The sequence below is a fragment of the Thermoflexibacter ruber genome, assembly GCF_900113045.1.
Lineage (GTDB): Bacteria > Bacteroidota > Bacteroidia > Cytophagales > Thermoflexibacteraceae > Thermoflexibacter > Thermoflexibacter ruber.
The window spans coordinates 39,645-54,365 of record NZ_FONY01000006.1; the positions used below are offsets into that span (position 1 = coordinate 39,645).

The 14,721-nt window shown below is 36.9% G+C and carries 15 protein-coding genes; 2 read left to right on the plus strand and 13 right to left on the minus strand.

The features are described from left to right. Nucleotides 1–49 precede the first annotated feature (49 nt). From BM141_RS04710 to BM141_RS04760, 12 genes are all read right to left on the minus strand, one after another. Entirely contained in the window at nucleotides 50–412 is a 363-nt protein-coding gene (locus BM141_RS04710; RefSeq protein ID WP_091540898.1) for a DUF5615 family PIN-like protein, read from the minus strand. 16 nt (nucleotides 413–428) lie between these two features. Beyond that, a complete protein-coding gene (locus tag BM141_RS04715; RefSeq protein WP_091540901.1) occupies nucleotides 429–665 on the minus strand; it encodes a DUF433 domain-containing protein in 237 nt (78 codons plus the stop codon). Nucleotides 666–779: 114 nt separating this feature from the next. Further along, nucleotides 780–1,430, minus strand: coding sequence for a hypothetical protein (locus BM141_RS04720; protein ID WP_091540905.1), 651 nt, complete (start codon nucleotides 1,428–1,430; stop codon nucleotides 780–782). 71 nt (nucleotides 1,431–1,501) lie between these two features. Further along, complete coding sequence (locus BM141_RS04725; RefSeq protein ID WP_091540908.1) at nucleotides 1,502–2,134, minus strand: hypothetical protein; 633 nt, start codon at nucleotides 2,132–2,134, stop codon at nucleotides 1,502–1,504. Nucleotides 2,135–2,410: 276 nt separating this feature from the next. Then, complete coding sequence (locus BM141_RS04730) at nucleotides 2,411–2,725, minus strand: hypothetical protein (RefSeq protein ID WP_091540911.1); 315 nt, start codon at nucleotides 2,723–2,725, stop codon at nucleotides 2,411–2,413. After that, complete coding sequence (locus BM141_RS22775) at nucleotides 2,695–2,853, minus strand: hypothetical protein (RefSeq protein WP_177217261.1); 159 nt, start codon at nucleotides 2,851–2,853, stop codon at nucleotides 2,695–2,697. The genes BM141_RS04730 and BM141_RS22775 overlap by 31 nt, the downstream gene beginning before the upstream one ends. A 206-nt stretch (nucleotides 2,854–3,059) precedes the next feature. Beyond that, nucleotides 3,060–3,641: a hypothetical protein gene (locus tag BM141_RS04735; RefSeq protein WP_091540915.1), complete on the minus strand. Its 582-nt coding sequence runs from the start codon at nucleotides 3,639–3,641 to the stop codon at nucleotides 3,060–3,062. Between the two features lie 72 nt (nucleotides 3,642–3,713). Continuing rightward, nucleotides 3,714–4,328: a hypothetical protein gene (locus BM141_RS04740; protein ID WP_091540920.1), complete on the minus strand. Its 615-nt coding sequence runs from the start codon at nucleotides 4,326–4,328 to the stop codon at nucleotides 3,714–3,716. 4 nt (nucleotides 4,329–4,332) lie between these two features. After that, the gene (locus BM141_RS04745) at nucleotides 4,333–4,950 is read right to left on the minus strand and encodes a hypothetical protein (protein ID WP_143090802.1); all 618 of its coding nucleotides are present in this window, start codon (nucleotides 4,948–4,950) and stop codon (nucleotides 4,333–4,335) included. A gap of 235 nt (nucleotides 4,951–5,185) precedes the next feature. Next, entirely contained in the window at nucleotides 5,186–5,995 is an 810-nt protein-coding gene (locus tag BM141_RS04750; protein WP_091540926.1) for an enoyl-ACP reductase FabI, read from the minus strand. Between the two features lie 86 nt (nucleotides 5,996–6,081). Next, on the minus strand, nucleotides 6,082–6,957 hold the full coding sequence (locus tag BM141_RS04755; RefSeq protein WP_091540929.1) for an NAD kinase: 876 nt from the start codon (nucleotides 6,955–6,957) through the stop codon (nucleotides 6,082–6,084). Nucleotides 6,958–7,041: 84 nt separating this feature from the next. Then, nucleotides 7,042–8,487: a transglutaminase domain-containing protein gene (locus tag BM141_RS04760; protein WP_091540933.1), complete on the minus strand. Its 1,446-nt coding sequence runs from the start codon at nucleotides 8,485–8,487 to the stop codon at nucleotides 7,042–7,044. An 85-nt stretch (nucleotides 8,488–8,572) separates the two neighbouring features. Here BM141_RS04760 and BM141_RS04765 point away from each other — a divergent pair, with 85 nt between their 5' ends. Beyond that, nucleotides 8,573–9,007, plus strand: a complete 435-nt coding sequence (locus BM141_RS04765) for a DUF4174 domain-containing protein (RefSeq protein ID WP_091540936.1) — start codon at nucleotides 8,573–8,575, stop codon at nucleotides 9,005–9,007. 18 nt (nucleotides 9,008–9,025) lie between these two features. Here the strand turns inward: BM141_RS04765 and BM141_RS04770 are convergent, their stop codons facing one another. Further along, nucleotides 9,026–10,861, minus strand: coding sequence for a GAF domain-containing protein (locus tag BM141_RS04770; protein ID WP_091540940.1), 1,836 nt, complete (start codon nucleotides 10,859–10,861; stop codon nucleotides 9,026–9,028). A gap of 113 nt (nucleotides 10,862–10,974) precedes the next feature. Between BM141_RS04770 and BM141_RS04775 the strand changes: the two genes are divergently transcribed. Beyond that, nucleotides 10,975–14,715 carry a PAS domain-containing hybrid sensor histidine kinase/response regulator gene (locus BM141_RS04775; RefSeq protein ID WP_091540944.1) on the plus strand — a complete coding sequence of 1,247 codons (3,741 nt, stop codon included), beginning with the start codon at nucleotides 10,975–10,977 and terminating at the stop codon, nucleotides 14,713–14,715. The last annotated feature ends 6 nt before the right edge of the window (nucleotides 14,716–14,721 follow it).

Here is a 14,721-nt window from a genome sequence, read left to right on the forward strand (position 1 = left end):
GGATACAGTTTTTTATTAGAGGTCGATTTTTTGTGAGTTTAATGCTTTTTTATTCCAAATATAGCTTAACCCCTTCTCGGCTTACCTCTATAATTCTATGATTTTCTAATAGCTGTGCAATATAAGCAATGTTATTTTCAAAAATAGTTATCAATTCTTTGTTTTTGATGTTGCCAGTAGTAACATATACTAACTGTTTCAAAACTTTACTAATTCTTACTGTATCAACGAAATCGGCATCTTTGGAAATAATGATGCGGTCTTGTTTGGTAGCAATAGAGATAAGCGTATCATCAGAAGTGTGGTTTTGCGTATCGGGAATGTCTTTTGTATGCAGGGTATCATAGGAAAGATTGTTTAACTTCTGTGCCAAACCGTAAGGTAGCTGGGCATCTACCAAAAATTTTTTCATTTGTAGCTACTTTTTTTTAAGCCTCAGCCAATTCCTTTACTTCATAATTCACCACCTTTGCCGCATACCACAAGCACGCATAAATATCTTGTATTTCCAACTCAGGATAATCTTCTATTAATTCTTCTATGCTCATCCCTGCTGCTAAAAGCTCTAAAACAGTAGAAACCATGATTCTCATGCCACGAACAGTCGGTTTTCCATGACAAATTGTAGAAATTTTAGTAATGCGTTCTAAAAGTATATCTTTCATGCTTCTCATTTTTATTTACCAAAGATACATATTTTTCAATAATTCACCAAGTTATGCTATCTTCATTAAAAAAAATCTTTTAACAAAGCAATGCTTCTAAGGTTGCTTTCTCTCTTACTTATACTCCATCTTTGCTCCATACCCTTCCGAAGTTTGGATTCGTATAGGTCTGCCATCAGTTCTCTCTATGACCATAGTCTGCAATCGGTCAAAGTTGTTACCGTGCCAAAATAGCTTAAACTCGTTTTCTGTCCACTCTTTGGGAGTAAAAGTGGGGAAACTGACTACGTACCTTGGGCTATCGGTTTTGCTTGGCAGGTTAAAGGGTTGGGCTATTTTCCTGTAATTGACTAAGTGCAGGTATAGGGAATACGCAGGAAGCCCCAAAGAGGTATAAGCATAAAACCAACGCCAAACTTCCTGAAAAGTAATGCGTCTGATATAGGAACGAGAAATCCACAAGTCTTTGACATCGGAATCAAACATAGGGTAGTTGATGCGGATAACAGAGGTAGTATTGGGTTCGTAGCTATAGGAGGTATCCAAGCGGTGATAAAGCTTGGGAAGGTCATCTATCTGAATCCAGTCGCCGTCATAGATTTCTTGGTCATAGTGAATCACTACCTTGTTGCCCTTGCCCTGTGTATAAAATTTGATACCTGATTCAGGTACAGGCACGATGGAAAACTCCTCTTGCTTAGTACAAGAGAAAAGGAGGAGGAAAACTACCAAAGCAAGCAAATTTTTCATAAGTAGATTTTTCATATACAGTCTAATTTTTAGGTTTTATGAGAGCATCAAACTTGTTGAAATAAGTTTGATGCTCTGTATTCTTTTTACTGATACTCTATCTTTATCTTGTACCCTTCAGATGTTTGAATTTTAATATCTTTTCCATCAAGGCGTTCTATATTCAGCACTGCGTACTTGTCAGCGGTTCTTTTATCAGAAAACCCTTGCCCATCAGGGAAAGAATAGTAATACTGCAAGGAATCGCTGAAGGTTTTAATATTTTCAAAACTTATTTTGTACTGCATCTGAGTAGTTGAGGGCTTTATCCCATAAGGATTAGCTAATGCTCTTGTTTCTGTCAAATTCCTAAATAGAGAATAAGCTGACAAGCCGCCTGAGGCAAAGCTTTTACGCCACCTTACAGATATAAAACCCAAATTCCATTTTTCGGAAACCCACCCATTAGAGAAATCTTCAATTAAAGGCATATCTCTTGGATAGGTGGTTTGTATGATTGCTAATCCATCAGGCTGGTCAACAAATTTATTTGTATCTAAGTAATGATAAAATTTCTCATTATCATCAAGCTGAATCCAAGCCCCATCAGGCACTTCCTCAAAAGTAACTTGTACCTTGCTACCACTTGTTTTGGGTTCTATATTTTTATTTTTGCCACAAGCCCAAATGCCTAAGCAAAAGAAAAAGGCTAATAGTAGATTTTTCAAATATGTTTTCATGATCTTATTTATATTAAATTAAAGATTATTTGCACAAGTTTCTGTGCTTCCTGTTGTTTTCCCACACCCACCAGGTAAAGCACTGACACATACAGTTACATTAGGATTGCGAGAGGTGTAAGAAATTTCAATAAATAATTCTCCTTGTGAATTAACACCTTGATTTAGTATAGTTAAACCAGTAAATCCACTAAACGACCAAGAGCCAGAAGTTGCATTAGTACCTATTCCTCTATATCTAACTTGATTTGTTCCAAGAATATCTCTCTCTATGTCTTATACACCTACAATTTTAGTAACATTCAAAGAAGCATATCTTGTTGCAGGGGTAGGAGAACAAGAAGTAGCTGTAACATTGATTGTGCCTGTGCCTCCTGAACTATTCCAAGTAATATTAATGACTGAACCAAAATTGCTGGTGATAGAGCCTCCTGTAACTGACCATGAATAACTACCACAAGTCGCTCCTGTATAAGCGTAGGTATGCGTACCATTCACACATACATTGGTACTACCTGTAATAGCCCCTTGTGCTAATACATAAGTATTTAGCAAGCAAGCTATAACTGCTCCTTGCCACTTTCCAAACAACAGTCCAAAGATTTTTGCGAGAAACCCGATGAGAAAGTTCCCATCAGTAAGAAAAGCGTAAGCACCCGCCCGCTCAGATTCTTTCTGGGGGGGGGGGGGGTAAAACAGTGATTTTGAAATACTTTCATAAGCTAATTTGGATTAAATAATTGAAAAAAGAAGTAGGTTTTGAAAGTCTAAGCAGTGAATTTGATGATAAAAACAAAGGGCGATGCCGCTTTGTTTTGTTAAACTCATGCTCAATACGAAAGGAAATAGCGGGAGGGTTGCAAGGAAGAGAAAAATTTTAGAGCATCAAACTTGTTGAGATGAGTTTGATGCTCATATTTCTTTTCTACTGATACTCTATCTTGGCATCATAGCCTTCGGAGGTCTGAATCTTGATAGGTTTTCCGTCAAGGCGTTCTATGATGATGGTTGTTATTTTGGCAAAATTATTGGCAATCATAGCCTCACGTTCATATGCAAAAAAGTCTTCTTGCTTACCAAAATTTTTAAAAGTAATTTTGTAGATGCTTTTTTCACTTATCTTATCATAAAAATTGCCTATTCTACGAACATTTACTAAATGATAATAAAGAGAGTAAGAAGGCACTCCTCCAATTCCATCACCAGAAATCAGCCAGCGATTAGAAATCAAGCCAATCGTCCAACGCTGACTTATCCATAAATAATCTATCAAATCTTCCATTGGAAATAGTTGTGGGTAGTTAGAACGAACAAATATGCTTCCGTCAGGCAAATCTTTAAACCTCATAGTATCTAAACGATGAGGTAACTGTGGCAAATCGTCTATCTGAATCCAATCCCCATGTTTGATGTTACCAAAGGTAATGCTTACCTTGTTTTTAGGAGAGATTTTGGATTCTGAACAAGCAAACGCACCAATCAGAAGTAATATAATGAGATTTTTCATATACAGTCTAATTTTTAGGTTTTTATGAGAGCATCAAACTTGTTGAAATGAGTTTGATGCTCTGTATTCTTTTTACTGATACTCTATCTTGGCATCATAGCCTTCGGAGGTCTGAATTTTGATAGGTTTTCCGTCAAGGCGTTCTATGATGATGGTAGATAGCTCTTTAAAATTGTCTATTAGCATTCTTTCATTCTTATAAAGCTCAAAATATGCCCTTTCAGCAAAGGCTTTAAACGTAACCTTATAAATAATTTTACTTGAATCATCATTAAAAGCTCTTTCGTAAAATCTGCTATTCCTACGAACATGTACCAAATGATAGTACAAAGAGTAAGCTGGCATACCAGTTACTACCTCTGGGGAAGGAGACCACTTATCAAAGATAGCTCCTATTCCCCATCTTTGGCTTATCCATAAGTAATCTTCTAAATATTCCATAGGAAATAATTGGGGATAGCTTGACCTAAAAAAAGCACTACCATCATCAAAAAATCTTATGCGCATCGTATCTAACAAGTGAGGCAGTTGTGTCAAATCGTCTATCTGAATCCAATCTCCATGTTTGATGTTACCAAAGGTGATGCTTACCTTATTTTTAGGCGTTTCTTCTTGAGGGGCTACGTCTGTTTGTTTGCAAGCAACAGCAAGTAACAGACAAAGTGAAAAATAAAATAGTTTTTTCATAGTGTTACATATTTAGATTTGGGAAGTTAGAAGCACAAAAAGGTTGCCTTGAAGGAGGTTGACAGTCTATTGGGCAGGTATTGACGCATACGACAGCACTACTTGTAGATGAAAACCTAATAACAATTTTTCTACCTGACCTACTTATTTCTTGATAGTCGTTAAAGTTTGTAAAACTCCATTGGAAACAATTTGCAACAGCGCAGTCTGCCTCAAATTCATATTGAAACTTTCCATTAACTATGCCTTGGGCTATCCATTTTATATCGCAAGGGGGCTTAATCACATTCACACTGAGAAAACCAGACCTTTCCGCAGGAGTGGGAGAGCAACTGTAAGCATTGACTGATATGTAGCCTGTAGTACCACTATTGTTCCACTGCACAGTAACCGAGATATTGTTAGAGGAAAGAATAGTTCCACCTCCTACAATCCAATTTGCCGTAGAGCAAGTAGTCCCTATAATAGAATAGGTCTGTGTACTACTAACGCAAACATTAGGACTCCCTACAATGGTAACGCTGCCAACCTGCGAGAAACCCGATGAGAAAGTTCCCATCAGTAAGACAAGCGCAAGCACCCACCCGCTCAGATTCTTTCTGGGGGGGGGGGGGTAAAACACTGATTTTGAAATACTTTCATAAGCTAATTTGGATTACATAATTGAAAAAAGAAGTAGGTTTTGAAAGTCTAAGCAGTGAATTTTGATGATAAAAACAAAGGGCGATGCCGCTTTGTTTTGTTAAACTCGTACACAATACGAAAGGAAATAGCGGGAGAGTTGCAAGGAAGAGAAAAATTTTAGAGCATCAAACTTATTGAAATGAGTTTGATGCTCTGTATATTTTAGTGGTAAACTATTTTCCAAACTGAGCAACTATCTCTTCGCTGATACCCATAGCAGAGAATCCTCCGTCATGGTAGAGGTTTTGCATAGTAACTTTTTCGGTCAGGTCAGAGAAAAGAGTAATGACATAATTAGCACAGTCATCTGCGGTCGCATTGCCCAAAGGGGACATTTTTTCTGCATACTCCAAAAAGACATCAAAGCCACTGATGCCTGTACCTGCGGTAGTAGGGGTAGGGGACTGTGAAATAGTATTGACTCGGATTTTCTTGCTTTTCCCAAGTTTGTATCCATAACTGCGTGCAATAGACTCAAGCATGGCTTTTGCTTGTGCCATGTCGCCATAGTCAGGGAAAGTACGCTGGGCAGCTATGTAAGAAAGTGCCACGATAGAAGCTTTTTCGTTCAAAGCATCGGCTTTTTCGCCTACTTGCATTAGTTTATGGAAAGACAGGGCAGAAATATCTAAGGTTTTCAGAAACCAGTCATAGTTTAAGTCGTTGTAAGGTCTATCTTTTCGTACATTGGGGCTCATGCCGATAGAGTGCAATAGAAAGTCTATTTTTCCGCCTAAGTGTTCCATAGATTGTTGGTAGAGTTTTTCTATGTCCTCAACCAAAGTTGCATCAGCAGGAATCACAATAGTATTACATTCATCAGCTAACTGCTTGATTTTACCCATTCTAAGTGCGATAGGAGCATTGGTTAAGGTAAAGGTTGCCCCTTCTTCTTTTGCTTTCAAGGCTACTCTCCATGCAATAGAGTTTTCGTCTAATGCGCCAGTAATGATGCCTCTTTTCCCTTTTAATAAATTATACATAACAGTTCTATGTTATAAATTGTAAATGAAGTTACTTGTTTGATTTAAAATATTAAGTATTAAGACTTGATAGCTATGTTAGTATATCAATTTCTCGAGTCCAGCCCCCAGTTGAGTTTTTGTCGTAGAGTAGTCAAAAAATTTTCTCCATTGAGGCGTAGCAACTTGACTTTAAAATCACACTTTCTTACGGCTAACTGCACGCCTGCCTCCACTATTTGAGAGCGGGAGTCCAAAGAAACTAAAAAATTATTATTTCTTCCCTCTACCTCAAAGGAAAGTACGGAATTATCAGAAACTATCAAAGGTCTTACGTTCAAGTTGTGTGGACTGATAGGGGCGATGATAAAGCTACTTGAATGTGGCAGGACTACGGGACCTCCTACGCTGATAGCGTATGCAGTAGAGCCTGTGGGCGTAGCTATAATCAATCCGTCTGCCCAGTAAGAGTTCAAATACTCTCCATCTATGTAAGTATGCACAATAATCATGGAAGCAATATCGCGCTTGCTGATTGTAAATTCATTTAAGCCAAAATTTAATTCTCCAAAGACATCGTTGGAACTGTCCAAACTAATCAGCGTGCGCTCATCAAAAGTATAATAACCATTGAAAATAGCATCTATTCCTTCCTTGATTTTGTCATTAGAAACAGTAGCAAGAAAGCCCAAACGTCCTGTATTGATACCTAAAATAGGCACTTCTGTGTCTTTGACTAAGGTAACAGATTCCAATAGGGTGCCGTCCCCACCTATGCTTATGAGCAGGTCTGTATCTGCTAATTCTTTGTAAGAAGAAAAAATATTTTTATACTGACAATGATAGTTTACTCTATCCAAGTAAGACTTAAAATCTTTAGAGAGAGAAATTTCTACCTTTCTTTGGAGCAGTTCCTCGATGACAGTTTGTATAAAAGGGAATTTGTGTTGCTCAAAAGAACGGCTATGTAGGGCAATTTTCATTTTTTGTTAATCCCAAATGTTAAAAAGTTTTGCAATGATACAAAGAATTAGGAAAAACAATAAGCAAATGAAAAGGAAAATGTACTAATTCACAAAATGATTAATATTTTTTAGTGCTTTTTCCAACTGAGGTTTATCAGGCTGCAGAGCGAGTGCTTTGACGACGTGAGGCTTCGCTTTGGTAAGGAGATTGACCAACTCTTTTTTCATTTCTTTGCTTTGATTTTCATTGGGGTTGAGGTTTCTCCAAGAGTCATAAACGTCAATCGCTTGATTGTAATACAGTACTCCTAAGTTGTAATGAGGCTCGTAGTAGTCTGGGGCGAGTTCTATGGCTTTTTGATAAGCAAAAATGGCTTTTTCTATCAAATTTAGTTTTTCATACAAATCTCCTAAGCGAAAGTATAGCCACTTATTGTTGGGATAAAGGCTAATACCTTCTTTGAGTAACTTTTCCAACTTAAAATAATGCTCTTTTTGAGCGTATTCTATAAATTTAAACATAAACCAATAAGGCATCTTTGTCAAGGTATCCAACTTAAAGTCTGATTGAGTATTGCAGACATATTTCAAGCTATTCTTGCCTGTATCAATGTAGTAAGTTACCAACAAATCAAGCATTTGGCAAGAATCCGTGCTTGCTCCATAGATATTTAATTCATACGTTTGATTTGCTTTGAGGCTATCTATTTTGATGCTTACTTGGTTGTTTTTTCTACTAATATTCTCTTCTAAATCTATGACTTCTTCCTCAGACTTTAAAGTAGCAGCAAGCTGATTTTTGGCAGGGGTACTGAATGTAAAGTAAATGACTGCCTGGGAAGCGTTGATAATAGCTTCCTTGTGGCTTAGGTTGCTCAGCGGCATATCAAAAAAGGCAGGATATACCAAAGGTTTTCGCTCAAACTCATACATGGTCAAGCGAGAAGGTAATAATTGCCATTTGCTCTGCTCAGGAAAATGCGTATAGATGAGTTTTTCTGGAGCAGGCAGGAAATAGTAATCGTTCATGCGATTGTTTCTGTCATTCGTTCCCCATGTTAAGTCGGTAAGATGCCATTTTCCTGCAATTTTAACCACATTCCAAGAATGATTTGGCTCGTCAATAGGCTCTCCTACTTGGTAATCTGTGCCTTTGGCATATCCACTCACCACCTCGCAGGGAATATTTAATGCTTCGCAAAGCGCTTTGAAAAGGTTGGCGTAACCTTCGCATACTGCTAAACGGCTTTGTAGTATTTTTTCTGCACTTTGGTCGGTAATAGACTTTTGCTGGAAGGTATCCCAATCGTATCTTATGTGGTGCGTAATCCATTTATAAACAGCACGAACCTTCTCTAAGTCGTTTTTAGCTGGTTTGGAGAGTGTTTTAGCAAGCAAGTTAATGTCTTTGGTTTGGTTTTCAGGGATAGTAAGCACAAACTTGTCTATTTCTGCAAACGGCGATTGGGGTTGTGCAGAAAGCAGATGGCTAAATATGCAACACGCAATTAGCAAACTCCAAAAACTATGATGATAATAAGAGGGCATAATGTTATCAGGAATCTATTAATCTAACGTTTTTTCTTTTAATTAGGTTTAACAAACATAATTTGTATTTTGGAGTTTTATAGGCATGAGCAAAATTATTAAAACGGTAGCATTATTGTTATGTATTCCTATGCTGACTTTTAGTCAATCAGAGGATATTTTACAGCCATATATTTGGAAAAATCGTCTGCTGCTGGTTTTTGCTACTTCGGATAAAACCCTTGATTATCAACAGCAAATGAGCATAATTGCAAAGGCAAGCACAGGTTTTGCAGAAAGACATCTGATAGTATTTTCCTTTTTTGAAAATCGTGGCATTAGCCCTACGCATCAAAACCTTGATTTTCATACTTGTAAGAAATTATATGAGAAGTTTAGGATAAGCAAAGATAACTTTACTGTAGTACTCATTGGGAAAGACGGTGGAGAAAAGTATAGGAAAAATACTATTTTGACCAGTGAAGAATTATTTGCTATCATAGATGCAATGCCTATGCGAAAGGCAGAAATGAAAAATTAAGAAAGTGAGGTTTTGTTTTTAGCTTTTGTTTTTCAGTTCCTCTATTTCCTTTTCTTTTTGTGCTAACTGTTCTTTGAGGTTTCTTTCCTTATTTTTAAAATCTTCCATAAACTTGACCATGAGTTTTTTCTGTTGTTCTACTAAGAGCTTGGTGCGTTTCTGTTCTTCTTCCTTTAGCTTTTCTATCTCGGCTTTGGCTTTTTCCAATTCTGCTACTTTTTGTTGCATTTCTTCTTGCTTCTGCTCCAATGCTCTGTTTACCATTTGTAGTTCTTCGCCTTGTTTTTTGGCTTTTTCCATAGACTTTTTGAGAATAGCCTCATTGGTCTTGAGTCTTTGATTGACAAATTCTACTTCTTCTTGTTTGCGTTTCATCTGCTCTTGGGTAGCGATAAGTTCCTCTACGTTTTGGCGCATTTCTTCTTCTTGAGCGCGTAACATTTCTGACTGCTCTTGGCTTTCTCTAAGCAAGCGGGCTGTTTTTTCATTGATTTTGGCAGTAGCGATGGTAGATGCGATGTTTTCTGCTGTTTTTTCCAAAAATTCTCTTTGGTAGTCTTGAAAATCCTCAAAGGAAGCTATTTCTATTACACCATATACTTTATCATTGATTTTCAGCGGAATAATTAAGAGGTGTGAAGGGGTTGCCTCCCCAAGTCCTGATGTAATGCTTACATAGCCATCTGGGACTTCTTTGAGATAAATGATGTCTTTCTCTAAAAAAGCCTGCCCAAGCAGTCCGTCTCCTACGGGAACACTATTTTCTATGTAACGTTTTCGCTCGTAAGCATAACAGGCAAGTAGGTCTAAGGTATCTTTATCTTCGTTATAAAGAAAAATTCCGCCCTGATTGGCATTTAAGTACTTGACTAAGTTGCTGATAATCTTATCGGCTAACTGCTTGAGGTCTTGATTGTCCAGACGCAAAATACTAACAAACTTTGCCAGTCCTTCGGTAGTCCACTTCCTTTTCTGCTCGTCCTCATTGGCTTTTTTGAGGTTATCTCGCATGGCAAGCAGCGCATAGCCCAGTACATCTTTTTCGCTGCGTAACTCTAATTGGGCATTGAAATCGCTTTTTCCCACTTTATCAGCAAAGGAAGTAATTTTTTCTAAACCTTCGCTGATGTCATTTAGACCACTGAAAACTGTACCTATTTCATTGTTTTGGATTTTGTTAGCATATTTTACTAATTCTCCTTTGGCAATGCGTTGGCTAAGAGAGGAAACCTGATGCAAAGGTTGGATAACGAAACTAAAAATAGCATAAAGATTAATGGCAAAAATGGATAACAAGACTACTAATAAAGTAAGTAAGTATTTAAGATGCCTATTGTTATACTGTTGGATAAGTTGGTAGTAGTGGTCGCTTAGGCTATCAATGATATTTCTAATTTTGCTTACATTATTAACAATATATTTTTGGGCGTTGAGGTCTATTCTGTCAGGGCGACTATTAGTAATTTTCAAAAGATTTTCTTTATAACCTATCCACTCTGCCTCCAATTGAGAGAGAATATCTAAACTTTTTGTATCAGAGAACGGTTCAACTTGTGTTTCTATATTTCTAAATGTAACTTTCCCCCCTTGCTTCAGTGTGTTGAAATAACTATCAAAGTCATTCATATCATTGTTAATATCTACTATGGCAGTACGCTCTCCGTCTGCGTAGTTGAGGGCATGAAAACTCAAGGAAGTTACTGACTGTTCCATCTGATTGGCTAATTCCAAGTGAATAACCTTCTCAGAAGTTTGCAAATAGTCATAAATAAGCCCAGAAACGCCAAAGATAATAGTAGTAAATACTAAGCTAAAAATTATCCTTAATCGCTGTTTAAAGTTTAAATTGTTCATGCTTATTGGATAATATAACAACAAAAATTTGTAGTTTTAGCAAAATAGGAAAATACAATACTATAACAAAATTAACTTTTTAAAGTAATATTGTTTAATATTCGGATAAAAATATGTTTTTTTCAAATAATATCCAAAAACAAGATTGGCAAGTTATAAAGATTATCTTACTTCTTGGAGCGTTGATGATTCCTTTGGCAGGTCATTTATGTAGTTTTTGGCTCTTAGATGCAAAGGACTCATTAGTAGTGCGTTATTTTTTTGCTTTAGAAAGTGTGCTATGGGTATATTTTTTCGCTCAGCAAAAGATAAATGATAAGGTAGCTTACCTGTGGCTTTATGTTCATATCTTTACCTTAGCTATATTTTTTTCCTTCTGCCTTTACATCAATCAATTAAATTATTTGTATCAGCTACAATACCTTATTGTTTGCGTAGCTCTTTCTTTTTGCATTCGTAGTTTTCGCCTAATACTCATTTTTACTTTGTTTAATGTAGCATTTTTGGGTTTTATGGCTTTTTCTTTGGAGGATTCTTTATATACGGCTTACGCTTTCTGTATTGCGGCTTTAGCTCTTATGTCAATAACACTTGCTTTTCATCTACCTTTCATCAAACTACTTTCCAATTTACAAAATAGCTGGGAAGCATTAGAAAAAAGTCAAACTGCCTTAGAAGATTCCGAACGCTACATGAAGGCATTTCTGAATAGTACCGAAGAGGGTATTATTATTCTTTCTATTGATAAAAAAGTGATGATATTCAATAACATAGCAAAAGTTTTAGCCAAGACTTTTGCTAACCTTACTTTGGAAAAAGGTGTTTTATTTGATAAGTTTTTTACCAGTAAAAGCCGTTTAGATAGTTTCAAGTATAGTTTCAATAGTGCCTTGAGCGGGGAAAGAGTAAAAGTCATCGAAAAATCTTATGGTGGGCAAAAGTGGAATGCTTACAGTTATACACCCATCTACAACGAGCAGGAAAAGATTTGGGCAGTAGGCATAGCTATTGCTGACATTACAAAAGAAAAAGCTTACGAGGACGAACTTCGCAAAGCAGAGGAGATGTATAGACAGATATTGAATGCAGTGGAAGAGCATATCATCGTCAAAGAAAGAGGCTCAAAATATGTCTGGGCAAACCAAGCCTTTCATGATTTTTATCAGATGAGTTTAGAGCAGTTTTCTAAGTTTTCGGAAGGAATTTTTGAGAATAAAGCTATAGAACAAAGGCATAATCAAGATGATGAGTATATTTTTGAAACAGGACAGAGCATTACCACCAGCGAGTCGTTGAGGCGTTATGATGGGCAGGAGAGAATATTCCAAACAGTAAAATCTCCCATTAAAGATGCCGAAGGAAAAGTAACCATGACCGTGAGTGTAGCCAGAGATATTACCGAACAGTTCAAAATGGAAAAAGCCCTGCGACAGTCGGTAGAGGAAGTAGAAGAATTGTTTAAACAACTTGTCAAAAGTAGAGATGAACTGGCAGAAAGTGAACGAAAATTACGCTTATTGGCAGACAATTCCGCAGAAATGATTTCTCTTTGTACGCCTGAGGGGGTTATTACCTATCTTAGTCCTTCTTCGGAAAGACTGACGGGCTATTCAAGGACATACCTCTACGGGAAAAATTTGGTTGACTTTTTCCATCCTGACGACATTCACCCTGTCCAGATAGCCTCACAAGAACAGGTAAGTCAAAATATCAAAGAAGTGCATCTAACACATCGCTTTAAGTGTAGTGCTGGTAATTACATCTGGGTAGATAGTATTTTTAAATATATCTTTGATGAGGACGGGGAAGTGCTCAATTTGCAGACCTCTTCTCGCGATGTGAGTAGCAGGGTAGCCGCAGAGAGAGCCTTGCAGTCTTCGGAAGCTAAGTTCAGGGAACTTTTTAATAGTGGTTATGATGCCATTTTTATTTTTGAAATCCTTGAAAATGGGCTTCCTGAACTCATAGAAGTCAATCAGATAGCTTGTCAAATGTTTGGCTATACGCCTGAGGAATTTTTAAGGCAAAAAATCCGCGATTTAGAACCCTTACTTAGCAGAGAGGTACTTCAAGAAAGAATACAAATCCTTCTCAAAGAAAAATCGCTGTCTTATGAAACTACTTTGCGTAGCAAGCAAGGTAACTTAGTACCCGTAGAGATAGTCAATACCTTCTCCAAATACGCAGACCATCAAGTAGTTCAGGCGGTAGTGAGGGACATAACAGAGAGAAAAAAAATAGAGAAAATACAGAGAGAAAAGGAAATAGCCGAACAAGCCTTAAAGATAAAATCTAATTTTTTGGCAAACATGGGGCATGAAATCCGTACTCCCATGAATGGCATTATTGGTATGGCACACCTCTTGACCAGTACTTCGCTTACTGCTAAGCAGGCTATCTACACCAAAGCTATTTTGGACAGTAGCCAAAACTTGCTGAATATACTGAATGATATTTTGACGCTTTCTCAAATAGAAGCAAACAAGGTAGTACTCAACACCAAAGCATTTCATCTTCAAAGATTAATTAGAAACCTGAAACAACTTTTCGCTCCCCTGCTTATGCAAAAACACTTGCATTTTTTTGCAGATGTAGATGACAACGTACCTGCTTACATCAAGGCAGATGAAACCAAACTCTTGCAAGTGCTAACTAATCTGCTCAGCAATGCTATTAAGTTCACTCATCAGGGAAAAATTAGTTTGAGAGTGGAGATTCTCAATAAAGACGAGATAAGTCAGCACTATTGGCTCAAAATCAGTGTATCTGATACAGGAAAGGGTATTCCCCAATCGCATCAACAAGCTATTTTTGAGCATTTTTATCAGGTAGAAAACAAAAGTGAAGGTAAAAATGAAGGAGCAGGGCTGGGTTTGGCTATTTGCAAGGAATTAGTTACGCTCTGGAAAGGAGAAATAGGAGTAAAAAGTATTGAAAATCAAGGAAGTACATTTTGGTTTACTATTCCAGTACAAAAAGAAGCTAAGCCCCAACCGCAAATACTTACACAAAAGATGGATTTTTCTTCTATCAGATTTCTTGAAACAAAAGTGCTAATTGCAGAAGATAAAAAAGTCAATCAAGAAATTATCAAAATTATGTTAGAGGAAAAAGGCTGCGTAGTAGAAATAGCCAATCATGGGGCAGAAGCCTTGCAATTAGCAAAGGAAAAATCTTTTGACTTAATAATTATGGATATATTGATGCCTGTTATGGACGGGCTGGAGGCTACCCGCCAAATTAAAGAAAAAGTATCTAAATCACCTATAATCATTGGGCTAAGTGCCAACACAGTGGAAGCGGAAGTTCAAAACTACCTTGCACAAGGCATGGACGATTATCTCGCCAAACCAATTGTTCCTGATTTACTCTATGAAAAAATGGCTTATTGGTTAGCAGATAAAGTATCGTCAAGCAACAATGAAAGCGATACAGAAAAAAACGCTCTTTTAGAAAAAATGAATCTTAAAAAAGAATCAAATCACGAAGAAATTAATTTGATAAATATAAAAACTGTAGAGAAAATCAAAATTTTGTCAAAAAACAATCAAAAGTACATAGCTTCTCTCTATCAGTCTTTTAAAGAAGATGTAGAAAATTTGATAAAGGAAGCTCACAAAAGTATTCACTTGCAAGACAAGGTACAGTTAGCTCGCCATGTCCATACTTTGAAAGGCTTAACAGGAACTATAGGTGCATCTGCCCTGTATAGTATCGTTTCAGAGTTTTACATAAAGCTAAAAAACAATGAGTTAGAGAACGAAACCGAAGAGAATTTATTAGCTACTCTCCAAGCGATACAGCATACTTTCCAACAAACCTGTCCATTGCTTGCGCAATCATTAGGAATTTAACAAGTA